Below are 26,762 nucleotides of genomic sequence, written 5' to 3' on the forward strand. Positions count from 1 at the left end.
AGTACTAAAAGTAATGGTTTTGATAGAGAAAGTTACAATCAAACATATGACGCTACACTTTTATTTCGGTATATAATCAGGTGACGTTTTGATCAAATAAAAATCAGGAAGATGATCGTGAATGCACCCATAAACTTTAATCATGAAGCTCAGCCAGAGTTTGAATTACCGATTAAAAATTATCAGGAATTTTATCGTTTTTACTTAACTGAACACCGTAACATCATGAGCAGACGCTTACATGTGGTGGGTAGTAGCATTGGCATATACTTTTTTTCTAAAGCCATTCGTAAAAAACAAGCCAAATATGTACTCTATGGTTTGGTAGCGGGTTACGCAAACGCTTGGGTTGGACATTTTGTGTTTGAAAAAAATAAACCTGCGAGTTTTAAGCAACCTTTTTATAGCTTTATTTCAGATTGGCGCATGTTATCTGATGTTGCACGTGGTCGTTTGAGTTTGATTGATCGCAAACACGATAAAATTCCAAGTTAATTTTTTATTTCTATTCTTAATAGACCGATTGGTACTGGTAAGCCCATATCAATCGGTACTTATGATGACCCATAAATCCGTTATACTAGCGAAGTTTTTTAAAGCAAGAGTAGAGTATGCGCGGTTTATATCTCATTACCAACGATGACCCAATCCAATTATTATTAGAAAAACTAGATGTCGCGCTCGCAACTAAACAGGTCGCAATTTTACAGTACCGCCGTAAAAAAATAGAAAAATCCAACCAACCTGCTGAAGTTGAACAGATCAAACTTTTATGTGAAAAATATCAGGTTCCTTTTGTGATTAATGATGACCTAGAACTGGCTGCTCAGTTTGGTTTAGGTGTGCATTTAGGGCAAAGTGACGGTGAAATTACAGATGCAAAATCTCAGTTACCACATAATGTCATTATCGGTCGTACTTGCTTGAACTCTCTAGAGCTTGCCCAAAAGGCGATTGCAGATGGTGCAACTTATATTGCATTTGGTGCTGTCTATGCGACCTCTACAAAACCTGAAGCAGGTAATGTTGGCATAGAAGTGATTAAGCAGGCAGCGATTCAATATGATCTACCGATTTGTGCTATTGGCGGTTTAACTGTTGAAAACTCAAAACCTGTGATTGAGGCTGGGGCTGACCTGTGTGCCGTCATTAGTGATATATTAGGCCGATCAACTGCTGAAATTCCTGCCCGTGTACAGGCGTGGGCACAATTATTTTCTTAAGCTTTCAAAATTATTTTTTAGATATTTAAGACGAGCATTTCCATGAGTTTATCTCCAAAGCAAGAACAGTTATTTAAACAAGCCAGCAAACACATTCCAGGTGGTGTGAACTCTCCGGTACGTGCCTTTAATGGCGTTGGAGGAACACCTGTTTTCATCGAGAAAGCCAAAGGTGCATATTTGTGGGATGTGGATGGTAAGCGTTATGTTGACTATGTTGGTTCTTGGGGACCAATGATTTTGGGCCATGCTCATCCAGAAATTATTAAAGCAGTACAAACAGCCGCAGAAGATGGTTTAAGTTTTGGTGCACCGACCGTACACGAAACAACATTGGCAGATATTATCTGTGAAATCATGCCATCAATTGAATTGGTGCGTATGACGAACTCGGGTACAGAAGCGACCATGACGGCTATTCGTTTAGCGCGTGGTTACACTGGCCGTGACAAAATTGTGAAGTTTGAAGGTTGCTACCATGGGCATTCTGACTCGCTGTTAGTAAAAGCAGGTTCTGGTTTACTCACTTTGGGTGAAGGTGAACCAACTTCAAAAGGTGTTCCGGTTGACTTTGCTAAACACACTTTAACGCTACCATACAACGATATTGCTGCATTAAAAGAATGTTTTGTTAAGTTCGGTCATGAAATTGCTGGTGTAATTATTGAGCCTGTCGCAGGTAACATGAATATGGTGAAACCAATTGACGGTTTCTTACAAGCCATTCGTGATGTGTGTGATGAATATAAATCTGTCTTTATTATTGATGAAGTCATGACAGGTTTCCGTGTTGCTTTGGGTGGCGCTCAATCGGTTTATAACGTTAAACCAGACTTAACGACTTTGGGTAAAATTATTGGTGCTGGCTTACCCGTAGGTGCATTTGGCGGTAAACGTGAAATCATGGAATGCATCGCACCTTTAGGTGGCGTATACCAAGCAGGTACTTTATCTGGTAATCCACTCGCTATGCGTGCTGGTATTGAGATGTTCAAACATTTACGTCAACCAGACTTTTACAGCAACTTATCAGCTCAACTTGAAAAGTTACTTGCAGGTTTACAAGCAGCAGCTGATGAGGCGGGTATTCCATTTAAAACTCAGCAAGCTGGTGCAATGTTCGGATTGTATTTTACCGATCAAGAAGACATTACAAGCTTCGACTCTATGTTGGCGTGTGATATTGAAGCTTTCAAAAAGTTTTTCCATGGCATGTTAAAGCGTGGTGTAAACTTGGCACCGTCAGCATTTGAAGCAGGTTTTATTTCATCTGCTCATTCTGATGAAGATATCGAATATACGATTCAGGCTGCAAAAGAAACATTCGCTGAAATGAAGTAAGCAAAAAGGCCCGTTTAAAACGGGCTTTTTAATTTGAGCTATTTTTTATTTGTAGAGAACAATGTTTTATCCTTTACCTCGAAAAATCCAATTAGCAGCAAATACTTCAAATTGGTCAATTGAGTCTACGCAAAGTATTTTGTTGATGGTTGGGCTAAATGAATTTAAAGTTTTACCGGATTGGGCAGGGCAGCCACTAGCCGATCATTTAGAATTGCTAAGTAAATGAGCACAGGCGCTCGAAATTCCAGTTATTTTTATTGATGCATCTCAGCTTCAGCAAACCATGTTGCAGCTTGGTCAGCGGCTGTCATCAAATAGTAAAGCCCAAGTTGTGATGGCAGGCAATTTGTCACCTCTTTTTAAACAGGTCATGCAGCTTGTTTTATCTATTACCGATTATGTAGCTATTGTAAATGATGCGATCTTGGCGGCTAATCTAGAGCAACATATCCAATGGGTTGAAAAGATCAGTTTTGACCATATAAAACATTTAAATACACAGACCTTAATGCGCTCATGGTCTTTAAGTGCGCCGTCTGAATATATTCTGTCGGATAAAGGAATTTTATTGGTGATTGCTGAACAGATTGGACGGCACCCTATGGAAATTCACCCTGAAATTGATCTAGGAAACTACGAATTAAATCAATCTGCTGTGAATTATCTAGTCGACCTATGGCGTGCGAACGGTGCAAGCCTGAGCGCTGAAGAGGTGATGCAAGCACCTACCTTGCAACATATTATGCAGTTATTGAAGCATTGACTCACCATAGACCCAACGTGCGCCATAATATTTGCAAATTATGCTGTTAATTTACCCGAACGGCATTGTAATTCGGACGTAAGCTTTTTATTATTGCCCGCTTGTTTTTCATCTTACCTTGGGAATACAACTTTGAGTGATTTTCTAAGTGAACATCTGATCTATCGTGATGATGATTTTATGGTGATTCATAAACCTTCGGACATCTTGAGTGTTCCGGGTAAGGGTGATTTACATGATAGCGTTCTGACAAGGTTGGTTGCGATTGAGCCTAAAACTTTGCTCATTCACCGTCTAGATCGAGACACTTCCGGTATTTTGGTATTTGGTTTATCTAAGCGTGGTCAAAGTGCGATTGCACGCCAATTCCAAGACCGTCAGACTTCAAAAATATATGAAGCACTCGTCGCTGGTCATTTAGAGGGTGAGGGGACTGTAGATATTCCCGTTATCTATGATCCAAGCCGACCACCTTTACATATTGTCGATGCTTCTCACAATAAGCCTGCTTTAACCCATTGGCAGGTTCTAGAAAATTTTCAGATTCAGGGACAACCTGTAACGCGTGTGAAATTAACACCAATTACGGGTCGATCCCATCAACTCCGTGTACACATGCAATATCTTGGGCATCCAATTGTAGGTGACACGCTGTATGCAACACCGGAGCAGCAACTTGTTCCGCGTTTGTGTTTGCATGCCAAACAGTTAAGTTTTAATCATCCTGTCACAGCAGAAATATTAACTTTTGACTGTCCTGTACCGTTTTAATGTAAAAAATTTTAATGCGTGATTTTTTGTAGCAAAACGATTTAATTGGTTTTTGCTTCAAAATTTTGCTTTAAAGACTACATAAAAAGATGCAAAAATAAGCTAATTTGCATCGTACAATATGTAGTGCGAACTTGAGAGAAAGGTGGAAAAATTGCAGCAGTATGCTATTGGTCAACGTTGGCTATCAGACACAGAGACTGAGCTCGGTTTAGGTGTACTTATTGATGTAGATGAAAGATCTGTCAGCATTTTATTCCCCAAAAGTGATGAGACACGTGTATATGCACGTAATAATGCTCCACTATCTCGTATCATCTTTAACACAAATGATGAAGTTCAAGATCAAGAAGGCAAGAAGTGGATTGTTGAATCTGTTGAAGACCGACATGGCGTTTTGCGTTACAACGTTGTTCGTACCTTAGAAAATGGTGAACAAGATCGTAAAGCGCTGAATGAAACACGTATCGGTGCGCAAATTCAGTTGTCGAAACCTCTAGATCGTTTGCTTGCAAGTCAGGTCGACTATAAAGAGTGGTATGACCTGCGTATTGAAGCGATGCTCATGCAAGCACAAATGCAGAATAGCCCTCTACGCGGTATGATTGGTGCGCGAGTTGGTTTAATTCCGCATCAGCTTTATATTGCACACGAAGTTGGTAAGCGTTTTGCACCTCGTGTTTTACTTGCCGATGAAGTGGGCTTGGGTAAAACAATTGAAGCTGGCTTAATTATCCACCAACAGCTTAAAACCGGTCGCTCAGAACGAATTCTTATTTTAGTCCCTGATTCTCTACAGTATCAGTGGATGATTGAAATGCGCCGTCGTTTTAACTTGCAATTCTCTCTGTTTGATTTAACACGTACCGCATCTATTAAAGAACATGATCCAGAACTCAATCCATTCTTAACTGAGCAATGCATTATTGCCAGCGTTGATTTAATGGTTGACCATGATGATTTGCGCGAGCAAGCCATTGAAGCTGGGTTTGATTTACTCGTGGTCGATGAAGCACATCATTTGATGTGGAGCGAAGAAGAAGGCGGGAATGACCGCTACGATTTAATTGAAGAGCTAGCTGAAAATACCGCTGGGGTGTTATTGCTTACAGCAACACCTGAACAGCTTGGTGTAGAAAGTCATTTCGCACGTTTACGTTTACTTGATCCGCAGCGTTTTAGCAGTTTAGAGCGCTTCTTGGATGAAGAAACTCAGTACCAGCAGACTGCAAAAATTGCTGAAGTGCTGATGTCTGATCAGCCTTTAGCGCCTGAGCATTTATCTGCTTTAGAGGGCTTGTTAGGTCATAGTATTGAAGATCAGCCTGAACAGCGCTTTAGAGCAATTCACGAATTATTAGACCGTCACGGTACTGGACGTATTTTATTCCGTAATACGCGTGAAGCAATTCAAGGCTTCCCAGGGCGTGATTGTCAGCCAGCACCATTACCAGCACCAGAAGATTGGTCAAAAGATGGAAAGCTGCGTGAGCAAATGTGGCCAGAAGAAGCACATCTTGATGGTTCATGGATGCAAAATGACCCACGTGTGTTATGGGTAATGGAAGTTCTGCGTAAAGATCTCAAGCATAAAAAAGTGCTTTTAATTGCGCGTAGTGGGCCAGTTGTTGAAGCTTTAGAAAATGTGTTGCGTTTGCATGCGGGCATCCGTACAGCCATGTTCCATGAAGGCATGAGCCTACTTGAACGTGACCAAGCTGCTGCTTATTTTGCTGAAGAAAGCTATGGCGCACAAATTCTACTGTGTTCGGAAATTGGTTCGGAAGGCCGTAATTTCCAATTCGCCAGTGATCTAATTTTATTTGATCTACCAGCTAACCCAGATGTTTTAGAGCAACGTATCGGGCGTCTAGACCGTATTGGTCAAGAAAACCGAATCCAGATTCATGTGCCATATCTTGTGGGAACAGCTCAAGAACGTATGTTCCGTTGGTACAATGAAGCACTTAATATTTTCAGCAATATTTCGCCAACAGCGCAAACGTTGCAAGAAAACTTTATTGTTGAATTAAAAGATTGTTTGCTTGCCGACCAAGGCCAAACATTTGAAGATTTGCTTGAAGAAGTGAATGTTCAACGTCAAGCCTTAGAAGCTGAACTTCAAGCAGGGCGAGATCGTTTACTTGAATATAACTCATGTCGTCCTATCGTGGCGCAAGAGATTGTTCAGGCATTAGAAGATTATGATGACAACACAACGCTTCCGATGTTTGTGAAGCGTTTCATGTCATCAACCAATATCGACTTTGATGAGCAAAGTAACGGTACTGTGATTATTCGTCCAACAGACCAGATGCAAGTGCAAGGTTTAGCATTAGACGAAGAGGGCATGACAGCAACGTTCTATCGCGATCAAGCACAGCTTCGTGAAGATGCTCAATATTTAACTTTGGAACATCCATTCATTGAAAGTGTAATGGAAATGATCCGTACACAATCATTTGGTAGTACCAATGTTGCTGTACTCAAATCTAATGCATTAAAGCAGGGTTCAGTATTAATTGAAGTGTGGTTTAAAGTCGATGTGGTGGCGCCTAAGGCATTGAATTTACCATCGAGCTTACCTAAGCAATTAATTCGTGTACTGTTAAGCGAAAATGGTCAAGATTTGTCTGAGAAAATTGATCCGACTATCTTAAAACCATATTTACACCATTTAGATGGCAATAGCTGTCGTCAGGTGGTTAAAGCTCGCCGTGATATCATTGAGGAACGTTATAAACAAGCGTTAGATATCGCGAAAGTTGATTTGCCACAGCTTCAGCAGCAAGCAAAAGAACACTATGGTAATAAATGGCAATATGAAATTGACCGTTTAACTTATCTAAAACAGTTCAACCCAAGTATTCGTCAAGATGAAATTGAACGCTTACAAAAGTTGCAAAAAGAAGGCTTGAGCTTGCTGGATGGTTTAACTGTTACACCAGAAGCAATTCAAGTATTAGTTGTGGTTAAGCCATAATTAATTTTAAATAAAAAAAGCGCCTAGAGGGCGCTTTTTTTATAGATCGATTTTGAATTAGATGAGACCAGCATCTTTTAGTTCTAGTTTTAAATATGCATAAAAAATTGGAGCCGCGATTAAACCACCTAAGCCAAAAATTGACTCAAATACCAGTATTGCCAATAAAATTTCCCATGCATTTGCATTGATTTTATGGCCAATAATTTTAGCATTAATAAAATATTCAAGTTTATGAACGAGAACGAGATAAAGTAATGCTGCTCCTGCTAGTCCGAGTGAAACAGTAAGAGCGGCAATGAACGTTAAAGTATTGGAAATAAGATTACCTAAAATTGGAATCAATCCAAACATAAAGGTCAAAATAGTGAGAGTTTTGGCAAAAGGAAGGTGGACTCCCCAAAGCGGTAATAAAATAAACGCAAACAAAATAAAGAGCAGGGTATTAATTGCTGAAATTTTTATTTGTGCAAAAACAACATTTTTAAATGAAATTGATAATTTTTGAATACGTTGAATCAGAAGAGATTTAAAAACAGGCTGCGGCCTACGGTGGTGAAAACCATGTATAGCGACCAAAATACCGATAATGAGGCCCATCACCATAGTCACGAAGTTATGTAAAATATCGGAACTGGTATTTTTTAATATGGTCACGTTATCTTTCATAAACGCAAAGATTTCGTCTTTTAGTTCTGTCACGCTATCGGGAATATAGCCCGGAAGATATTTGCTAATTTCAGCTTGTAAATGTAGTAGGGTTTGATCGACTTTGCTGTTGATATTATGGATGCCTACACCTTTTAAATCATGAACTACAAAGCTAATCAGACTCGTAATGAAAAAACCAATAAGTGAAATAGTGACAATACTTAATAAAATACTAATAAAAATACGGGCTCTTTGACCATCAATATAACGTTCTACAACCGAGCTTAAGCTAATAATAATTTCATAAATAAGAAAGCCTGCAAAAAAACTTGCTAATAGATGTAATGGGATAACCGAAAGCAAAAAGATGCCCATAAGAATGTAGCTTGCAATCAGACTTTGACGATTATTCAAATTTTGCATGTTGATCCCTGAGATCGTTGGGAATATAGGAGAAAGAGCAAATGGAATAATTATTTATACTCTCGCAAGCTATTCGCTTCAATCGGTGAATTATATTTTTATTGGAAAATAGAGGAGTTAGATGTAAAAATGGCCTGTTCATCAACAAGCCATTCTGTAGATAATTTTAACGAATTTTTGCTTCATCCAAATGACGTGCACCCTCTAAAATCATTCGAATCATGATCATGGTCTGTTCGGCAAGTTCTGACCTTTGCTCAATAGGAAGGTCAATCGCTTTTGCGCCCATGTGAAACACAAGTTGAGTAATTGCTTTTGCAACAAGTTCAGGGTGGTAGAGGTGATTGTTATTTAAGCGCTCCAGCCGAATTAAATCTTCTTGTAGCTCTTGTTGAAAGAAATTTAATTGACGTTCAACTGCGGCTTTATAAGAGGCAGAGCCTGTAAAACCTTCACGTAGTAATAAACTTAAATTACCCTCATCGGCATCGAGCTGCTGAAGAAAAATATCGACAGAACTACGAATAATACTTTCTTGTAAGGATGCGCGTAGGCGAGCGTGGCGAATAATTTTACGTAAGACAATACCAGCACGATCAATTAAAGAAATCGCTAACTCATCAATATCTTTAAAATGTCGATAGAAACTGTTTGGCGCAATTCCGGCTTCTCGTGCTACTTCACGTAAACTTAATGAAGCAATACTTTTTTGTGGACCAATAAGATTCAGAGCAGCCTGAAAAAGTTCTTCTTTAGTAATCGTCGCTTTTCTTCCTACAGAACGCGTAGCTGTTTTAATTTCAATGACATCTTGTTGTCGAGATGTGTCATTCAGGCTCTGAGAAAGTGAAGATTGGGTCATGCTGTTCAATATATTTATAAACTGTCAGGATTATAGCCTTAAGAAGGTGAACTTGTGAAATTGTAATTAAAAGTACAGGTGTATATACAAATATATATACATGTGTATAATAATTAAAAAAGAGCGATAGAGCCTCCAGCTATGCACGTAATCGAAAAGAGAAATTCTCTATTCAATTCATTGACACAAGCCATCTTTGATAGAGATACGGCTAACTTCTGGCTACAAAAAGTTAATCCTTTATGGTCCGTAAAACATGGACTTGTTCAAATTGTAAAAAAAGAATTTGTGGCTCATGACATGGTGAGTCTCACATTAAAATGTAACCGTTTAGTGAAAATTGGTGTTGCTGGTCAACATCATCCTGTCATTGTTGAAATTGCTGGACGTCGTTATGAACGTACTTATAGCTTGACGCAAATTGACGAACAACATTTACGTTTAACGATTAAAAAAGTGACTGATGGTATTGTCAGTAACTGGTTTATGACTGAAAGCCAAATTGGTGATGTTTTTGAGCTTGGTCAGCCTTATGGCGACATGCAACAAAACATCAAAACACCAAAATTAATTATGCTTGCTGCGGGTAGTGGTATTACACCAATGTTGAGCTTAATCACTGCAATTAAACAGAGTCAGCAGTTAGATAAAGTTCAAGTACAACTTCTATATTGGGTAAAACAGCGTTCTGATGTCGCTTTTATTGAATATTTTGAACAAGTTGCACAGCAATTCCCAAATTTTAGTTATCAGATTTTTTATACACAAGAAACACCAAATGATGAGCGTTTAAATCCAGAGCATTTATCATTAGTAGACGATTTAGAAAACAGCACCGTATATGCTTGTGGGCCTTCAGGTTTTGTTTCGACAGTGCAACAGCTTTTTGAAAAAGCGCCCGCTTTATTAACAGAAGCTTTTAGCTTAACTCAAGATAGTACGGCTGAAGTTGGTTATGTAAATGTCACATTAACCCAGTCTAATAAGGTCATTGCAATTCCAAAAGGCCAATCAATTTTGGTGAGTCTGGAACATGAAGGCATTAAGCCAACACATGGCTGCCGTATGGGAATTTGTAATAAGTGTGTTTGTAGCAAAGCTCAAGGTTTTACTCGTAACTTACTCAATGGTAGTGAAAATACAGAGCCAAGCCAATTACTCAAAATTTGTGTGAACTCAGCACAATCCGATCTAGTTATTGATCTTTAAGAGAGAACTCTTATGAATATGCCAGTGAAAGTCGAATATTTTAAAAATCCTAAAAATCGAGATTTGACGCCTGCAGAACTTGACGCATTTGCAAAAGAGCTCGATCAGATCAAACAAGAAGTATTGGATGATTTAGGTGAGAAAGATGCAAAATATATCCGCCGTGTCTATGCTGCAATTCGTTACAGTAGCTTTTTAGGCCGAGCATGTTTGTTTGCAGGTTGGTTCCCACCAGCATGGGTTTTAGGAACAGGTCTGTTAGGCTTTTCTAAAATTATGGAGAACATGGAATTGGGTCATAATGTCATGCATGGCCAGTATGACTGGATGAACGACCCTAAATTTAATGGTCAAACTTACGAATGGGATACCGTTGGTACTTCTGATAACTGGCGTCAAACTCATAACTATAAACATCACACTTATACCAACATCAAAGGTATAGATGATGACATTGGTTATGGTTTGCTTCGCTTATTCCCTGAGCAACGTTGGAAACCAGGTTTCTTGCTTCAACCGGTTTATAGCATTCCATTTTGCTTATTGTTCCAATGGGGCGTAGCCATTCAGAACCTTGAAATTGGTCGTGTTCTCTACAAACGTAAGACCAAAGCAAAGTTTTTAGAAGAGTTAAAACCAGTGAATAAAAAGATTGGTACTCAGCTCTTCAAAGATTACGTTTTTTTCCCATTAATTGCAGGCCCAGCAGCTTTACCTGTATTTACTGGCAATCTGGTTGCGAATGGCCTTCGTAATATTTGGACGTTTACGATTATTTTCTGTGGTCACTTTACTAAAGATGCAGAAGTATTTCCAAAGTCTGTTTTACAGGACGAAAGCCGTGGTCATTGGTATATGCGCCAGATTCGTGGTTCTTCAAACTTAAAAGGTTCAGAAGCATTACATATCTTAAGCGGACATTTGAGTCATCAGATTGAGCATCATTTATATCCTGATGTTCCAGCGCGCCGTTATCGCCAAATGGCTCCAAAAGTTGAAGCTGTATGTAAAAAATATGGTCTGAACTATAACAACGCAAGTTTGACCAAACAGTTTGGTCAGGTTGTAGGTCGTATCTTGAAATATGCCTTACCATTTAAAAAATAAATAAAAAAGCCCTGATCAGTTCAGGGCTTTTTTTATTACTTCTTTTTAGAAATCCACATGGTAATCGTAGCTTGGAAGACTTTCTCTTTCTGAGAATCATAGACTTCTACATTCACTAAATATTCTCCAGCTTTATCCCAGTCATAATTTTTTTCTACAGGCGTTGCAACTGCAATTAAGTCTGTTTCTGCCTTTTTTAAATATTCGACAGTCATACCTTTGGGAATCCAGCGATGTGTGGAAGGCACAGTAACTTCTGTCATTGTGCCACCTGCGAGTTCAGCCATATTACACATCGCAATCGCATGAACTGTTCCAATATGGTTGAGAACAGAACGCTTTTTCTTAATCGCTATTTCACAATAATTAGGTTTTAAATCGATAAAGAGCGGTGAAACACTGCCGAAATAAGGTGCTTTTAAACATAGCATGCGTGAGAAAGTCCATTTTCCCTTAGGAAAAGCAGAGACTTTGTTCCAAAGTTCTAAAGTAGTTGCCATGGTTTAAAGCTCCATATTAAGAAAACAGAATTTTGTTCTGTTAAAGAATATAATTCTGTTTACAAAAGAGAGTCAAGTCATTCAGAATATCTCCGATAACTGGTTAGGGAACAAACAATGCAATCTGCACAAGAGCTATTAGAACGGTTATATGCAGGCAGAAGGGCTGCTTTAAAAAGACAGATTTTATTAGATGCTTTGTCTTGTTTCTTAGAAAATGGAATTGAAACTACAAGCATTGAGATGATTCGTGCGAAATCTGACAGTAGTGTAGGAGCTATTTATCATCACTTTAAAAATAAAGAAGGGATTGTTGCGACTTTATTCTTTGCAGCTTTAGATGACCAAGCGGCACGAAGAGATGACTATCTGGAGGGCACAGAATCCTTTCAAGACGTTTTATATGCTTTTATTCATAGTTACATTGATTGGGTAAGTGAACAGCCAGAGTTTGCTAAATTTTTAATATCTGCTCGTTTTAGTGTGATGCAAGGTGAAGACCAAGAACGTCTTGTTCAGAAAAATAAATCAAGAAATCAAAAGATCTTTAGCGAAATTTCAAATTATGCAGATTCTGAGTTTTTAAAATCTATACCTCATGAGCTATTACTTTCATTAGTGATTGGATCTACAGAAAATTACTGTCGTGCATGGTTGTCCCAACGAGTTCCTTCCAACCCTAAAATTTATAAAGATATTTTGGCAAAAGCGGCTTGGGATTCTTTGCAAAACTTGAGTTGAATATTTTGATCAGTAATAAAAAAAGCCGCATATTACATGCGGCTTTTTTTGATGAAAAGAAATTATTTAAATTGAATTGAACCGTTTGCATTTACAGTAATTTTAGACTCACCAGCCGCCATGTCTTGAGCAGGAGCCGCTTCGGCAGCAGCAAACTTAGCCATGCTTGCACGCATTACAGGCTGTGGGAAATAGTTGTTAGTGTTTAAGTTTAAGTTAACGAGCGAGTATTGGCTTTTATTCCATGCTTGCGTCAACATTTGAGCACGTTGTTGAAAGTTTTTAGAAGCTTCGACCATCAACTCGTTTTCAACTTTTTTACGTTGTTCATCTGAAACTGTAAAATTAATTGATTGAGTTTGGAAGCCTTGCTGTAATTCATTTACTAACTGGCTTGCTGCTTTAAAGTCTTTACTTTCAAGACGAATTTCAGCGCGGCCACGCCATTCTTTTAGCTTGTTACTGTCATTATCGTAAATTGGATAAGTACTTTGTGCACCAGTTTCCACTTTTACTTGCGGATATTTACGAGAAACGGCAAGTGCATGATTCATGAGTTGATTAATTTGATTTGAAAGTTCGGCTGGTTGTTTATTACTTTTTTCAATATATAAAGTTGCATGCATTTCATCATTAGAAACTTGACGAGAAGCTTCAGCTTGTACATTCACAATATTATAGTTCAAAGCGTTATCATCCTGAGCAAAAACTAAAGGGCTAAGGAGAGAACCTAAAAGAAGGGTTGAGACAGCTAAAGTACGCATAATTTTTTCCTTTAAAAATTAATATAAATTTAATTTTTTTCATTAAGAAATGTTAAACATAACTTGTGCATAACTTTTGCAGATTTTGTGGCGTATTTGTAATATTTAGATCAGGTTTTTTAAATTTTGGTAAATATAAAGTTCTCTAAAAATAAAGACTTAAAATTAAAGTGTGTCAATGTAACTTAAAAAATCAAAGTAATATAAAAAAAGAATATTTTCTTTAGGTTGTCACATAGTATGATGATAATTCATCTTAACTATTGGGATGATACATTTTTTCAATAAGATTAGATGAGTAAAGTACATAAAAGACGTTTTTTTTCTTGTAAAATTAGGTATCATCGCGCTCCTAGTTACAAGATATAAAATAAGTGTCTTTACTAGTTCTATAAAGCACCGAGTCAAAGGACCCATCGTCACCAGACTTATTTCTTTCTACCCCTATCAGAGATGGTAATCCGATATGAGCGTTACTTCCGTTAACCCTGCCACTAATGCTACTAACGAATATTATTTGACTCGCCAAAGTCAAATGGAATCAAATGTTCGTAGCTATCCACGTAAATTACCGTTAGCGATAGCGAAAGCACAAGGATGCTGGGTTACTGATGTTGAAGGTACACAGTACCTTGATTGTTTAGCTGGGGCAGGTACATTGGCTTTAGGTCATAATCATCCTGCGGTGATTCAAAGTATTCAAGATACATTGGCAAGTGGTTTGCCATTGCATACTTTAGACTTAACCACACCTTTAAAAGATGCATTCACTGAAGCATTGTTAGCATATTTACCTGGTGGTAAAGAAGAATATTGCTTGCAGTTCTGTGGTCCTGCTGGTGCAGACGCAACTGAAGCAGCAATTAAACTTGCTAAGACTTACACTGGCCGTAGTTCAGTGATCAGTTTCTCTGGCGGTTACCATGGTATGACCCATGGTGCACTTGCTATGACTGGTAATTTAAGTGCGAAAAATGCAGTTAACGGTTTAATGCCAGGCGTACAATTCATGCCATATCCGCATGAATACCGCTGCCCACTTGGTTTAGGTGGTGAAGCTGGCGTTGACGCTTTAACTTACTACTTTGAAAACTTTATCGAAGATGTTGAAAGCGGTGTAACAAAACCGGCTGCTGTTATTCTTGAAGCGATTCAAGGTGAAGGCGGCGTAGTTACAGCTCCAGTAAAATGGTTGCAAAAAATCCGTGAAGTGACTGAAAAGCACAACATCGTTTTAATTTTAGACGAAGTTCAAGCTGGCTTTGCACGTTCAGGCAAAATGTTTGCATTTGAACATGCAGGTATTGAACCTGATGTTGTTGTAATGTCTAAAGCAGTGGGTGGTGGTTTACCACTTGCAGTATTAGGTATTAAACGTAAATTTGATGCTTGGCAACCTGCAGGTCACACGGGTACTTTCCGTGGTAACCAACTTGCTATGGGTACAGGTCTTGTCGTATTAAAAACGATTACTGAACAAAATCTTGCTCAAAATGCGCAAGAACGTGGTGACTATCTACAAGCTGAATTTAAAAAATTAGCTCAAGAATTCCCATGTATTGGTAACGTGCGTGGCCGTGGTTTAATGATCGGTGTTGAGATTGTTGACGAGCGTAAACAAGCTGACCGTATTGGTTCGCTTCCTGCGGATTCACAATTAGCTGCTGCAATTCAAACTGCTTGTTTCAACAATAAACTATTGCTTGAAAAAGGTGGCCGTAACGGTACAGTAATTCGTTTACTTTGTCCGCTTATTATCACTCAAGAAGAGTGTGTTGAGGTAATTGCTCGCTTTAAGAAAGCAATTGCAGAAGCATTGGTTGCAGTACGAGGCGCATAAGCATGGTGGATTTTGCAGAACATCGTAAAGCGTTACTCTGCAATGATGCACAATCCATTGCTGACTATGAGTCAGCAATGGGCGAAGCGGTAAAAGCCGTTTCAGCATGGTTGCAAAATGAAAAGATGTACACAGGCGGTAGCATTAAAGAATTGCGTTCAGCGATTTCTTTCCAGCCTTCAAAAGAAGGTATGGGTGTACAAGAATCACTTCAACGTATGATTGAGCTTTTCTTAAATAAAAGCTTAAAAGTACATCATCCGCACTCATTGGCACATTTGCATTGTCCAACGATGGTAATGAGCCAGATTGCGGAAGTACTGATCAATGCAACTAACCAGTCTATGGACTCATGGGATCAAAGCCCAGCCGGTTCATTAATGGAAGTTCAGCTTATTGATTGGTTACGCCAAAAAGTAGGTTATGGTTCTGGTCAGGCGGGTGTTTTCACTTCTGGCGGTACTCAATCTAACTTAATGGGTGTATTGCTTGCTCGTGACTGGTGCATTTCGAAAAACTGGAAAGACGAAAACGGTAATCCGTGGTCTGTACAGCGTGATGGTATTCCAGCTGATGCAATGAAAAACGTCAAAGTCATTTGTTCTGAAAATGCGCATTTCTCTGTGCAAAAGAACATGGCAATGATGGGCATGGGCTTCCAGTCAGTTGTTACTGTTCCTGTGAATGAAAATGCACAGATGGATGTAGATGCGCTCGAAAAAACGATGGCGCATTTGCAATCAGAAGGCAAAGTAGTTGCTTGTGTCGTTGCGACAGCAGGTACAACTGATGCTGGTGCAATTGATCCATTGAAAAAAATCCGTGAAATTACCCATAAATATGGTTCATGGATGCATATCGATGCGGCATGGGGTGGTGCATTAATTCTGTCAACAGACTATCGTGCAATGCTTGATGGTATTGAATTGTCAGATTCGATTACCCTCGACTTCCATAAGCACTATTTCCAAAGTATTAGCTGTGGCGCGTTCTTGTTAAAAGACGAAGCGAACTATCGCTTTATGCACTACGAAGCTGAATATTTGAACTCTGCTTATGACGAAGAACATGGTGTACCAAACCTTGTTTCTAAGTCATTACAAACGACTCGTCGTTTTGATGCATTGAAATTGTGGATGACAATCGAATCACTTGGTGAAGACCTATATGGTTCAATGATTGACCATGGTGTAAAACTTACTCGTGAAGTTGCAGATTACATCAAGGCAACGACAGGCTTAGAGCTTTTAGTTGAACCACAATTTGCTTCTGTATTGTTCCGTGTTGTACCACAAGGCTATCCAGCTGAGTTGATCGATAGCTTAAACCAAAACGTAGCGGACGAATTGTTTGCTCGTGGTGAAGCAAATATCGGTGTAACAAAAGTTGGTAATGTACAGTCATTGAAAATGACAACATTAAGCCCTGTTGTAACATTCGAAAACGTTAAAAACCTTTTAGGTCAAGTATTGGCTGAAGCTGACCGCATTAAAGATGCGATTGCTTCTGGTAACTATGTACCACCAATCGACTAATTGAGTTGATAACAAAAAAAGCCCGGTTTATTGCCGGGCTTTTTTATTACATATTATTTTTATTAAAAGTGTGTATCGGAAGAGTTATATATGCACAAACCATGCATATTTTCAAAAAACAAAAATAATTATGCATGATTTATGGGGAGCAAATTTCTTATTGTATTGGTATGTTCCCGATATTTTTGGTCGCATTGATATATCTATATCGTACTTACTTTAAATAATCCTGCTTTAACTGAAAATAAAGTAAGTGGCTGTAATTACAATTAAGACAAGGAAGAAGAAATGCAACAAGCGAATATGCTCAATGAATTTAAACTTATTATTGGTGGTCAACTTTGTTCAGGTGAGCAAGGTGAACTAGAAATTATTAACCCTGCTACAGGTTTAACTGCCGCACGCTGTGCAAAAGCATCGGTTGAGCAAGTGAATCAGGCTGTTACTGCCGCTAAAAAGGCATCTAAAGCATGGCAAATGGTGTCGCACGATGAACGTAAATCAATTTTAAACAAGATAGCTGACGGTATTGAGAAGCACGCTGAAATGCTCGCAGAGCTGGTTGTGCTTGAACAGGGTAAGCCATTGGCACTCGCGCAAATGGAAGTGCAGGGCGCAATTGGTTGGACTCGTTATGCAGCTGCTATGGATTTACCTGTTGAAATTATCGAAGACAGTGAAGCCAAGCGTATTGAACGTCATCGTCAACCATTAGGTGTAGTGGCTTCAATTACCCCTTGGAACTGGCCACTCATGATTGCGGTCTGGCATATCATGCCTGCATTGCGCGCGGGTAACGTTGTCATTAGCAAACCTTCTGAATATACGCCACTATCGACTCTGCGCTTATGTGAAATCATTCAGCAAGAAGTTCCGACTGGTGTTATTTCAATTGTGGTGGGTGCTGGTGAGATTGGCGAAGCATTATCTTCCCATCCAGATGTACAAAAAGTTGTGTTTACGGGTTCAACCAGAACTGGACAGCACATTATGACTGGTGCAGCTCAACAGCTAAAACATTTAACTTTAGAGCTCGGTGGGAATGACGCGGGTATTGTGTTACCTGATGCAAATATAGATGAAATTGCAGCTAAGATTTTCAATACTGCATTTTTAAATGCGGGTCAAACGTGTGCTGCGTTAAAGCGTTTATATGTGCATGAAAGTCAATACGATGCTTTATCCCAAAAATTAGCTGATATTGCCAATGCCCAAGTTGTGGGCGATGGAATGGAGTCTTCTACAACGTTTGGTCCAGTACAAAACCAAATGCAATATAACAAGGTGAAAGCTCTTATTGCAGAAGCAATTGAACAAGGTGCAAAAGCACTTTCTGGTCAACAGCAATTACCAGAGCAGGGCTACTTTATTGCGCCAACTATTTTAACTGAAGTTTCTGAGTCTTGTCGTGTGGTCCAAGAAGAACAATTTGGTCCAGTGTTACCTGTCTTAAAATATACCGATATCAATGATGCAATTGCCCGCGCCAATGATAGTGAATTTGGTTTAGGCGGATCAATTTGGTCTTCTGACATTAAAGCTGCTCAGGTTTATGCTACTCAGCTTCAATGCGGTACTGTTTGGGTCAATACACATGCAGAGGTTCTCCCTCATGCACCTTTCGGTGGCTGGAAAATGTCAGGCTTAGGTGCTGAGTTTGGGTTAGAAGGTTTGCTTGAAAACACGATTGGTCAAACACTACATATTAGTAAAGTTTAAATATTAATTTTAAGGCGGATGATAGATCCGCCTTTTTATTCTAAATTATTTTATTAAAAAGCCTAACTTGCTTAAGTTGTGTGATGGTAGCCGTGACTTTTAGGTTTGATCAAAAAATGATTCTGTTCTTTAATTTTTTTTAGAACAATGTAAGACTTTATGTGACCAATAAAATTATAAGAAAGCAATCTTTCAGTCACAAATTGAGAAAGCTGTTCTAAGTTTTCAGCAACTACTTTTAAAATAAAATCAGCATCGCCACTAATTGAAAATGCATCTTGAATGTTATCTTCAGCTTCAATTAATTCTTGAAAAGCCTGCTGCGATTTAGCTTCGTGTGTTCTTAAATTAATGTGAATCATCGCTGTGACTTCCAGTCCTAGCGCTTGTTGCTGGATGCGGGCGGTGTAGCCTAAAATTATGCCTTTTTGCTCAAGTAGCTGTCTTCTTCTAGAACATTGGGAAGCAGATAAACCGATTAAATCTCCAACTTCCTGATTGGTGAGCCGTCCATTCTTTTGTAATGCCTGAATGATTTGCCAGTCGAACTTATCCATTGCATAAAATCCTTTTATGATACACAAATCATGTATTTTTATTAAAATGCGTTTTCATTATGCACGAAATCTAAAAGGTAGATGAAATATTATTTTTCTATGGAATAAAAATTGGTCTCAAAGGATATAGAGCAATGTTCATAGAAATCGGTGACTTTTTAAATCTTCGTCTAAAACAAATGGGTATCCAACATCTCTTTGGCGTACCTGGTGATTTTAACCTCTCATATCTCGAACAAGTTGAAGCAGATCCAGAACTCGAATTTATTGGAAATTGTAATGAATTAAATGCTGCTTATGCAGCAGATGGTTATGCACGAATTAACGGTTTTTCTGCCTTGGCAACCACATATGGTGTAGGTGACTTAAGTGCCATTAATGGCATTGCAGGTGCCTATGCAGAAAATGTACCTCTTATTCATATCTCTGGCATTCCGCCTTTACATGCGGTTCAAAAAGGTACTTTGATTCACCATACGTTGGTTGATGGTAACTACGACAATATTATGAACTGTATGAAAGAGTTCACAGTTGCCCAAACACGTTTAACTCCAGCAAATGCAGCTTTCGAAATTGACCGTGTATTACGTCAATGTTTCCTTGATCGCCGCCCTGTACACATTCAATTACCTGGAGATATTACTCACGTTAAAATTGAAGTGTCTGAGCGTCCGCTCGACTTAAGCTACCCAGCTGTTGAACCTGAATTATTGCAAACTGTGGTGAGCAAACTCTGTGACATTATCGCGAATGCTCAAAGCCCAGCGCTTCTTATTGATAATGAAGCTTCAGTTTTTGGTGTAACTTCACTTTTAAATGATTTATCTCAAAAATGCTCAATTCCATTTGCTGGTATGAATACTGCAAAAAATATTATGGATGAGGGTTCACCTCGTTACATCGGTACTTATGTGGGTGGGGCAAGCCAGCCACATGTTAAAAATATCATTGAACAATCTGACTGCCTAATTGGTATTGGCGCACGTTTTACCGACGTCGGTTCAGCTGTATTTACTCATCAAATTGCGACCAAGAATTACATCGAAATTAAATCTTATGGCTTAAATATTTTTGGTCAGGATTTTCCAGGCATTGAGATTGGACAGTTACTTGTCGAGCTAAATAAAAAAGTTGCTCCACGTAAATCGTCAACGCCTCTTCTTGAAAAACAGCCACAGAAAGTAGTTGAAGCCCCAGCACAACAAAAGCTAAGCCAAGATGTACTTTGGAACTATATTGCAGGTTTCTTAAAAGAAGATGATGTAATTATTGGAGAGGTGGGAACTTCAAACTCAGCTTTGTCTGGTTTAAAACTTCCAGCTACAGCTAAATATATTGCTCAACCACTTTGGGGTTCAATCGGTTATACCTTACCGGCTTTACTTGGTAGTTTGCTGGCTGCTCCTGAACGCCGTCAAATTCTATTTATTGGTGATGGCTCATTCCAGCTTACGGTACAAGAGCTCTCTACAATTATTCGCCATGGTTTAAAACCAATCATTTTCTTGCTAAACAATGGCGGTTACACCATTGAGCGATTAATCATGGGCGAAAATGCTGCCTATAACGATGTACAAAATTGGAAATATACTGAAATTCCAGCCGTATTTAACGGTAAAAAAGGCCATACCACCTATGTGGTTGAAACTGCTGGACAGCTAAAGAGTGTTTTAGACAATGTTCATCAGAATGATCAATTAACGTTTATTGAATTAAAACTACCAGCAATGGATGCACCGGTGAGTTTGAAAAAATTTGCTTCTGTGATTGCTCGTTTTGACTACGGTGATCGCGGTTACGAAATTTTAAAGGAGCGTTCCCAGCCTATTAAATGTAAGGATGCAAGCTCGTTTTAAATAGAAGACAGGACAAGTCTTTTCAAAAATTAAATGGACTCATATTAAAGCAAACTTATGTCCGAAGGTCGGTTTCTGGCCTTCGGATATGGTGCTGAATAAAGGTGTACAGGAAGTGACACCAACATTGGAGATAATGTTATGGATGCAAACAATAAGCACGAGTTAAAACAAGGCTTATCCAATCGGCATATTCAACTCATCGCGCTCGGAGGTGCGATCGGAACAGGGTTATTCTTAGGTCTTTCTCAAACGATTAAACTGGCAGGTCCTTCAATTTTATTAGGATATGCAATTGCCGGAATTATCGCTTTCTTAATTATGCGTCATTTAGGTGAAATGGTTGTTGAAGAGCCAGTAAGCGGTTCATTCAGTTATTTTGCAAACAAGTACTGGGGCAAAATGGCTGGTTTTATGTCTGGCTGGAACTATTGGGTGTTGTATGTACTGGTCAGCATGGCTGAACTCAGTGCAATTGGAACCTTCATTCAGTTCTGGTGGCCTGAAATTCCCACTTGGCTGACTGCTTTATTTTTCTTTATTTTAATTAACGGCATTAACTTGGTAAATGTCCGCTTTTTTGGGGAATCCGAATTCTTATTTTCCTGCATTAAGATTGTTGCAATTTTAAGCATGATTGGTTTTGGTACCTATCTCTTATTTACAGGTTCTGCTGGTCCGCAAGCTGGTATTGCAAATTTATGGCAACACGGTGGTTTCTTCCCGCACGGGATTCACGGTTTTGTCATGGCTTTGGCCGTCATTATGTTTGCATTTGGTGGCTTAGAATTAATTGGTATTGCTGCGGCTGAAACTAAAAAACCTGAAACGACTATTCCAAAAGCAGTGAACCAGATTGTTTACCGTATTTTAATTTTCTATATCGGTGCGATTGGGATTTTACTATGTCTTTACCCTTGGAATATGGTTGCAGAAGGCGGTAGCCCATTTGTAATGATTTTCCAATCATTAAATAGTAATGGTGTTGCGAACGTTTTAAACTTTGTGGTCTTGATTGCTGCCATTTCAGTTTATAACAGTTGTATTTATTGTAATAGTCGTATGTTGCATGGTTTAGCAGAGCAGGGTAATGCCCCAGCTATCTTGAAGAAAGTAAACAGTCGTGGTATTCCAGTTCCAGCAGCAGTGGTATCTGCATCAATCACAGCAATATGTGTAGTCGTAAATTACCTAATTCCAGGTCAAGCTTTTCAGCTCTTTATGATGCTGGTTGTGGCTGCACTTGTTATTAACTGGCTCATGATTTCAGTGACTCATTTGAAATTCACTAAAGCAATGAAATTACAAAAACGTCAAACCAAATTCCAAAGCATTCTTAGCCCATGGAGTAATTATTTAACCATTAGCTTTGTATGCTTTATTCTTATTATTATGGCAATGACGCCAGATATGAGACTGGCCGTTATTTTAGGTCCAATTTGGTTGGCTGTTTTAGCGCTTACATATTTCTTAAAATATCGTAAAAAAATGGTTGCGATGCCAGAAGTACAATCGAGTTGATCGTTTAAATTGACAATGATATTGCGGTTACCTGATTTTGAGGAGGTAACCGTTTATCTTTTGTCATATTATTTTCATGTTACAAAGAAATTATTATTTTTAGAAATATTTTAATAAAAACTTCCTTAATCAAAAATATTTTAATTATTAAACTAGAGATAACTAAATTATCGTTTTTTAATAAATTTATAACATCTTTATTTTTTATATTTTATAAATACAAAAATCTTATATTTTTAACGAGTGTAATAATACAGACTAATATACAAGGTAAAATACCTACTAGGATTGAATTAAATATTTGATAATAGATAAAAAATAATAATGTGACAATTAACAATATCGAAATCATTAAAGCGTCATCATACTGTAACTTAATTGTCATATTTTCTATTCACAATGCAGCTATCGAAGAGCGTACAAGCACTCAACAAAAAGTGACGTACAACCTATTGCATTAATGAGAGAGAACAGAATGCGCTTAAATCCACGTCAAATCGCAATTGCGTTAGCAGTAACTGGGGCAGCTGTAACAACGACTGCAAATGCAGCTCGTGATACGATTCAAATTGCTGGTTCTTCAACTGTATTACCATTTGCCAGCGTTGTAGCTGAAGAGTTTGGTAATACTTTCCCTCAATTTAAAACTCCTGTAGTTGGTTCTGGCGGTTCTTCTGCTGGTTTGAAACAATTCTGTCAAGGTGTTGGCGATAACACAATCGACGTTGCAAATGCTTCTCGTAAAATTAAAAGCACTGAAATCGAAGCTTGTAACAAAGCTGGTGTAAAACAAATTCAAGAAATCAAAATTGGTTACGACGGTATCGTATTTGCGTCTAACTCACACAAAGCAGCTTATAAATTAAAACCTTACCATGTGTTTGCTGCTTTAGCTGCACAGTTACCTTCAAAAGGTAAATTGGTTCCAAACCCATATACAAACTGGAACCAGATTGATAAATCTCTTCCAAATGAGCCAATTACACTTGTAATTCCTGCATCTAACCACGGTACTCGTGAAGTTTTCCAAGAGAAAATGGTTGATGCTGGTTGCGAATCGTATGAATACTTCAAGAGCCTAGATAAAGATGCTCAGAAGAAAGCATGTTCGACTTTCCGTAAAGATGGTCGTGTAATTGAAATTGCTGGTGACTACACAGAAACATTGGCTCGCTTAAAGACTTCTCCAAGTGCAGTAGGCGTGTTTGGTTTAAGTTTCTATGACATGAACCGTGACAAGTTACGTGTAGCGACAGTAAACAATGTTCTTCCATCTGAGAAAACAGTTTTGAATGGTACATACCCTGTATCTCGTCCATTGTTCTTCTATGTGAAAGGCGAACATTTAAAATCAGTTAAAGGCTTACCGCAATATGTAGAATATTTCGTAAGCAAAAAAGCAACAGGTAAAGGTTCTAAAGCTGAGCGTGATGGCTTAATCGCAATGTCTGATGCTGAACGTGCAAAAGTTTTGGCTGACTTTAAAGCAGGTAAAACTGTTAAATAAGTTAGTTTGAATGGGGGCTGGTGATCTTGAGAGTTCATCAGCCTTTTTGTCTAACTTGTTTTTCCAAATTATGACAATTGAGAAAACAGTGGAGAGTACATGAATCTGCTACTTATCGGTGTGTTGTTAGCCCTTGTGGCAATCGCATATCAACTTGGGCTAAGAAAGAGCCGTAGCCTAGCAGGTAAGGGAAGCAACTCGGCGACGTTACATTCTCGTCCTGGTTATTATGGTGCACTGGTTGGACTTTGGTGCGGTATCCCTGCTTTTTTAATTCTGATCATTTGGAGCTTGGTTGAACCAAGTATTTTAAACCATATTATTTTTAATAATATTCCTGCGTCTATAAGTGCTTCACTTGATGAGGCCGGCAGAAGTGTATTAGTTGATCGTGTTCAAGCCATTGCTTCAGGTTTTGGGGTAAGTGATAAACCGGCAGCATATGAATTAGCGGCTGCTCAACAGTTCGCAAAATTTCAAACCATTGGCTCGTTTGCCAAATTCGCTGTTGTCGTTTGTGCAGCTTTATTGGGGTTAGTTTGGGCAAAGAAAAAAATTAATCAACAATATCGTGCGCGTAACCAAGTTGAACGTGCCATTAATGTTGCTTTGATTTTATGTTCTGGCGTTGCGATTTTAACAACCATCGGTATTGTGATGTCGATGTTTGGTGAAGCAATGCACTTCTTCCGTTTTGTAAGCCCACTTGATTTCTTCTTTGGGACAGAGTGGAACCCAGGTTTTAGTACTTCAGGTAATGTTGAAGGTAGTTATGGTTTATTGCCATTACTTTGGGGCACACTCATGGTCAGCGGCATCGCCTTATTGGTTGCCGTACCTGTAGGACTCATGATTGCTATTTATTTAGCTGAATATGCTTCGCCATGGTTACGTTCATGGGCAAAACCAACAATTGAAGTTTTAGCCGGTATTCCAACAATTGTTTATGGTGTTTTTGCCATGATGGTTATTGGACCATTTTTCAAGACAGCTGGTGCTTATGTGGGTCTTGAAATTAACGCGACCAGTGCTTTAACTGCTGGTTTCGTGATGGGGATCATGATTATCCCGTTTGTTTCTTCTTTATCAGACGATATTATTACCCAAGTACCTCGTGCATTACGTGACGGTTCTTTAGGACTTGGAGCAACTAAGTCTGAAACAATTCGTCAAGTCGTTTTACCCGCTGCGTTACCAGGTATTACGGGCGCCTTTTTATTAGCTGTCTCTCGTGCCGTAGGGGAAACCATGATCGTGGTTTTGGCCGCAGGGAATAGTCCACTTTTACATGCAAATCCATTTGAAGCTGTTTCGACAGTGACCGTTACGATCGTAAAACAGTTAACAGGTGATACTGACTTTGCCAGCCCACAAGCTTTGGTTGCATTCGCGTTAGGTCTAACACTCTTTGTGATTACCTTATGTTTAAACATTGTTGCACTGTACATTGTGCGTAAATACCGTGAGCAATACGAATGAGTACATCAAATACATCGTCTCCTATGGATCAGAACGTATTTGATCCAAAAGTTGCTGCTGAATTAAGTGAACGACGTAAACAAGTCATCGAAAAATCTTTGGCTAAACGTCATCGTAAAGAAAAAGCTTTTCGTTATGCTGGATTCTCGGCAGTCGTAATTGGACTTGCATTCGTTGCACTCTTGTTTAGCAGTATTTTGGCAAAAGGTTTACCTGCTTTTTGGCAAACGAGTATGAATGTTCCAATTTACTTTGATCCGAAAGTGATTGATGCAGGTCCGGTACCTGTTCGTGGGCAGGGGGAAACACCTGCACATTATCAAGAGCGTTATATCGACTGGCAAACCAAAATGGGTATGGTGGATTGGGACGGCATTATTGTAAATGGAATGATTGCTAAAGACCCTGCACTTGCTGGGCAACGTGATTACTTAAGCAGTCTTTATGCAAGTTCAGAAGCTTATCGTTTACGTGACATGGTGTTTGCGGACCCATCACTCATTGGTAAAAAAGAAACTCTTAATTTCTTGGGCGATGCCAATGTTGATGTCTGGTTAAAAGGTAATATTGACCGTTCATTACCAGATGATCAGCAGCAGCTTGATCCCGAAGTGCGTAAACTTGCAGATGAGCTAAAAGCAAAAGGTGTTCTTGAAAATACGTTCAATTTGAACTTGTTTAAGAATCCAGACTCGCGTAGTTCACCAGCAATTAGTGGTCTTGCAGGTGCATTCATGGGTTCATTATTCATGATGCTGATTGTGATCATTATTGCAATTCCAATTGGTGTTGCCAGCGCAATCTATCTTGAAGAATTTGCTCCAAAGAATTTTATTACAGACATTATTGAAGTCAACATCAATAACCTTGCTGCTGTTCCTTCAATTGTGTTTGGTTTACTCGGTGCGGCAATTTTTATTGGCTGGATGCATTTGCCTTTATCTGCTCCGTTAGTGGGTGGTTTAGTTCTAAGTTTAATGACATTACCAACAGTCATTATTACGACTCGTGCTTCATTAAAAGCAGTACCACCTTCTATTCGACAAGCTGCACTTGGTTTGGGAGCTTCTAAATTTCAGACCATTTTCCACCACGTTTTACCATTAGCTTTGCCAGGCATTATGACTGGCGCAATTATTGGCGTTGCTCACGCACTTGGTGAAACAGCACCTTTACTTTTAATCGGAATGAGTGCATTCGTTGCAAGTATTCCAACAACCCCATTTGATCAAGCAACAGCGTTACCTGTCCAAGTTTATTTATGGCAAGGTAATGAGTTGCGTAACTTCTTCGAAGGCCGTACTGCCGCTGCGATTATCGTACTCCTTGCATTAATGATTGGTTTAAACAGTCTTGCAATTTGGTTACGTAAAAAGTTCGAAGTGCGTTGGTAATAGAGGATAAATC

21 protein-coding genes and 1 pseudogene are annotated in these 26,762 nt (G+C 38.9%); 17 read left to right on the forward strand and 5 right to left on the reverse strand.

Features of this window, described 5'->3' with window-relative positions; all coding sequences use genetic code 11:
- Window positions 1–111 precede the first annotated feature (111 nt).
- The 6 genes and pseudogenes from AC07M3_RS14560 (at window position 112) to rapA (ending at window position 7,084) form a co-directional block, all read left to right on the forward strand.
- Entirely contained in the window at window positions 112–495 is a 384-nt protein-coding gene (locus AC07M3_RS14560; protein WP_017387907.1) for an Mpo1-like protein, read from the forward strand.
- 116 nt (window positions 496–611) lie between these two features.
- Window positions 612–1,223 carry a thiamine phosphate synthase gene (gene thiE / locus AC07M3_RS14565; RefSeq protein WP_494567622.1) on the forward strand — a complete coding sequence of 204 codons (612 nt, stop codon included), beginning with the start codon at window positions 612–614 and terminating at the stop codon, window positions 1,221–1,223.
- Between the two features lie 42 nt (window positions 1,224–1,265).
- Window positions 1,266–2,564 (forward strand): glutamate-1-semialdehyde 2,1-aminomutase, encoded by a 1,299-nt coding sequence (gene hemL / locus AC07M3_RS14570; RefSeq protein ID WP_045125817.1) that lies wholly within the window; start codon window positions 1,266–1,268, stop codon window positions 2,562–2,564.
- Between the two features lie 61 nt (window positions 2,565–2,625).
- Window positions 2,626–3,330, forward strand: a pseudogene (locus AC07M3_RS14575) (acyl carrier protein).
- Window positions 3,331–3,462: 132 nt separating this feature from the next.
- Window positions 3,463–4,101 carry an RluA family pseudouridine synthase gene (locus AC07M3_RS14580; protein WP_045125816.1) on the forward strand — a complete coding sequence of 213 codons (639 nt, stop codon included), beginning with the start codon at window positions 3,463–3,465 and terminating at the stop codon, window positions 4,099–4,101.
- Window positions 4,102–4,246: 145 nt separating this feature from the next.
- Complete coding sequence (gene rapA, locus AC07M3_RS14585) at window positions 4,247–7,084, forward strand: RNA polymerase-associated protein RapA (RefSeq protein WP_004643602.1); 2,838 nt, start codon at window positions 4,247–4,249, stop codon at window positions 7,082–7,084.
- Window positions 7,085–7,141: 57 nt separating this feature from the next.
- Here the strand turns inward: rapA and AC07M3_RS14590 are convergent, their stop codons facing one another.
- Window positions 7,142–8,158, reverse strand: a complete 1,017-nt coding sequence (locus AC07M3_RS14590) for an AI-2E family transporter (RefSeq protein WP_494567623.1) — start codon at window positions 8,156–8,158, stop codon at window positions 7,142–7,144.
- 166 nt (window positions 8,159–8,324) lie between these two features.
- Window positions 8,325–9,020, reverse strand: coding sequence for an HTH-type transcriptional repressor FabR (gene fabR, locus AC07M3_RS14595; RefSeq protein ID WP_005038992.1), 696 nt, complete (start codon window positions 9,018–9,020; stop codon window positions 8,325–8,327).
- 141 nt (window positions 9,021–9,161) lie between these two features.
- Here fabR and AC07M3_RS14600 point away from each other — a divergent pair, with 141 nt between their 5' ends.
- Both AC07M3_RS14600 and AC07M3_RS14605 read left to right on the forward strand, forming a co-directional pair.
- Window positions 9,162–10,229, forward strand: a complete 1,068-nt coding sequence (locus AC07M3_RS14600; RefSeq protein ID WP_494567624.1) for a ferredoxin reductase — start codon at window positions 9,162–9,164, stop codon at window positions 10,227–10,229.
- Window positions 10,230–10,241: 12 nt separating this feature from the next.
- Window positions 10,242–11,336 carry a fatty acid desaturase family protein gene (locus AC07M3_RS14605; protein ID WP_494567625.1) on the forward strand — a complete coding sequence of 365 codons (1,095 nt, stop codon included), beginning with the start codon at window positions 10,242–10,244 and terminating at the stop codon, window positions 11,334–11,336.
- Between the two features lie 35 nt (window positions 11,337–11,371).
- Here the strand turns inward: AC07M3_RS14605 and AC07M3_RS14610 are convergent, their stop codons facing one another.
- Window positions 11,372–11,836, reverse strand: a complete 465-nt coding sequence (locus AC07M3_RS14610) for a hotdog fold domain-containing protein (RefSeq protein WP_199990387.1) — start codon at window positions 11,834–11,836, stop codon at window positions 11,372–11,374.
- A gap of 117 nt (window positions 11,837–11,953) precedes the next feature.
- On the opposite strand from AC07M3_RS14610, the gene AC07M3_RS14615 reads away from it, so the two are divergent.
- Complete coding sequence (locus AC07M3_RS14615) at window positions 11,954–12,577, forward strand: TetR/AcrR family transcriptional regulator (RefSeq protein ID WP_494567626.1); 624 nt, start codon at window positions 11,954–11,956, stop codon at window positions 12,575–12,577.
- A gap of 62 nt (window positions 12,578–12,639) precedes the next feature.
- On the opposite strand, the gene AC07M3_RS14620 is transcribed toward AC07M3_RS14615, so the two are convergent.
- Window positions 12,640–13,341: an SIMPL domain-containing protein gene (locus AC07M3_RS14620; protein WP_494567627.1), complete on the reverse strand. Its 702-nt coding sequence runs from the start codon at window positions 13,339–13,341 to the stop codon at window positions 12,640–12,642.
- Between the two features lie 466 nt (window positions 13,342–13,807).
- Between AC07M3_RS14620 and AC07M3_RS14625 the strand changes: the two genes are divergently transcribed.
- From AC07M3_RS14625 to AC07M3_RS14635, 3 genes are all read left to right on the forward strand, one after another.
- Entirely contained in the window at window positions 13,808–15,181 is a 1,374-nt protein-coding gene (locus AC07M3_RS14625; protein WP_017391890.1) for a diaminobutyrate--2-oxoglutarate transaminase, read from the forward strand.
- A 2-nt stretch (window positions 15,182–15,183) separates the two neighbouring features.
- Window positions 15,184–16,716, forward strand: coding sequence for a pyridoxal phosphate-dependent decarboxylase family protein (locus AC07M3_RS14630; protein WP_307011497.1), 1,533 nt, complete (start codon window positions 15,184–15,186; stop codon window positions 16,714–16,716).
- Between the two features lie 288 nt (window positions 16,717–17,004).
- Entirely contained in the window at window positions 17,005–18,435 is a 1,431-nt protein-coding gene (locus AC07M3_RS14635; protein ID WP_307011499.1) for an aldehyde dehydrogenase family protein, read from the forward strand.
- Between the two features lie 71 nt (window positions 18,436–18,506).
- Here the strand turns inward: AC07M3_RS14635 and AC07M3_RS14640 are convergent, their stop codons facing one another.
- Window positions 18,507–18,992, reverse strand: a complete 486-nt coding sequence (locus AC07M3_RS14640) for an Lrp/AsnC family transcriptional regulator (protein ID WP_017387914.1) — start codon at window positions 18,990–18,992, stop codon at window positions 18,507–18,509.
- 134 nt (window positions 18,993–19,126) lie between these two features.
- On the opposite strand from AC07M3_RS14640, the gene AC07M3_RS14645 reads away from it, so the two are divergent.
- From AC07M3_RS14645 to pstA, 5 genes are all read left to right on the forward strand, one after another.
- Window positions 19,127–20,848: an alpha-keto acid decarboxylase family protein gene (locus AC07M3_RS14645; protein WP_133747082.1), complete on the forward strand. Its 1,722-nt coding sequence runs from the start codon at window positions 19,127–19,129 to the stop codon at window positions 20,846–20,848.
- Between the two features lie 141 nt (window positions 20,849–20,989).
- Window positions 20,990–22,369, forward strand: a complete 1,380-nt coding sequence (locus AC07M3_RS14650; RefSeq protein ID WP_004643586.1) for an amino acid permease — start codon at window positions 20,990–20,992, stop codon at window positions 22,367–22,369.
- Window positions 22,370–22,844: 475 nt separating this feature from the next.
- Window positions 22,845–23,876, forward strand: a complete 1,032-nt coding sequence (locus AC07M3_RS14655; protein WP_009393506.1) for a substrate-binding domain-containing protein — start codon at window positions 22,845–22,847, stop codon at window positions 23,874–23,876.
- Between the two features lie 99 nt (window positions 23,877–23,975).
- Window positions 23,976–25,355 carry a phosphate ABC transporter permease subunit PstC gene (gene pstC, locus AC07M3_RS14660; protein WP_003650448.1) on the forward strand — a complete coding sequence of 460 codons (1,380 nt, stop codon included), beginning with the start codon at window positions 23,976–23,978 and terminating at the stop codon, window positions 25,353–25,355.
- Window positions 25,352–26,749, forward strand: coding sequence for a phosphate ABC transporter permease PstA (pstA, locus tag AC07M3_RS14665; protein ID WP_213031102.1), 1,398 nt, complete (start codon window positions 25,352–25,354; stop codon window positions 26,747–26,749). Before pstC ends, pstA begins: the two co-directional genes overlap by 4 nt.
- The last annotated feature ends 13 nt before the right edge of the window (window positions 26,750–26,762 follow it).

It is taken from the genome of Acinetobacter sp. GW821-FHT09D10 (assembly GCF_059416285.1).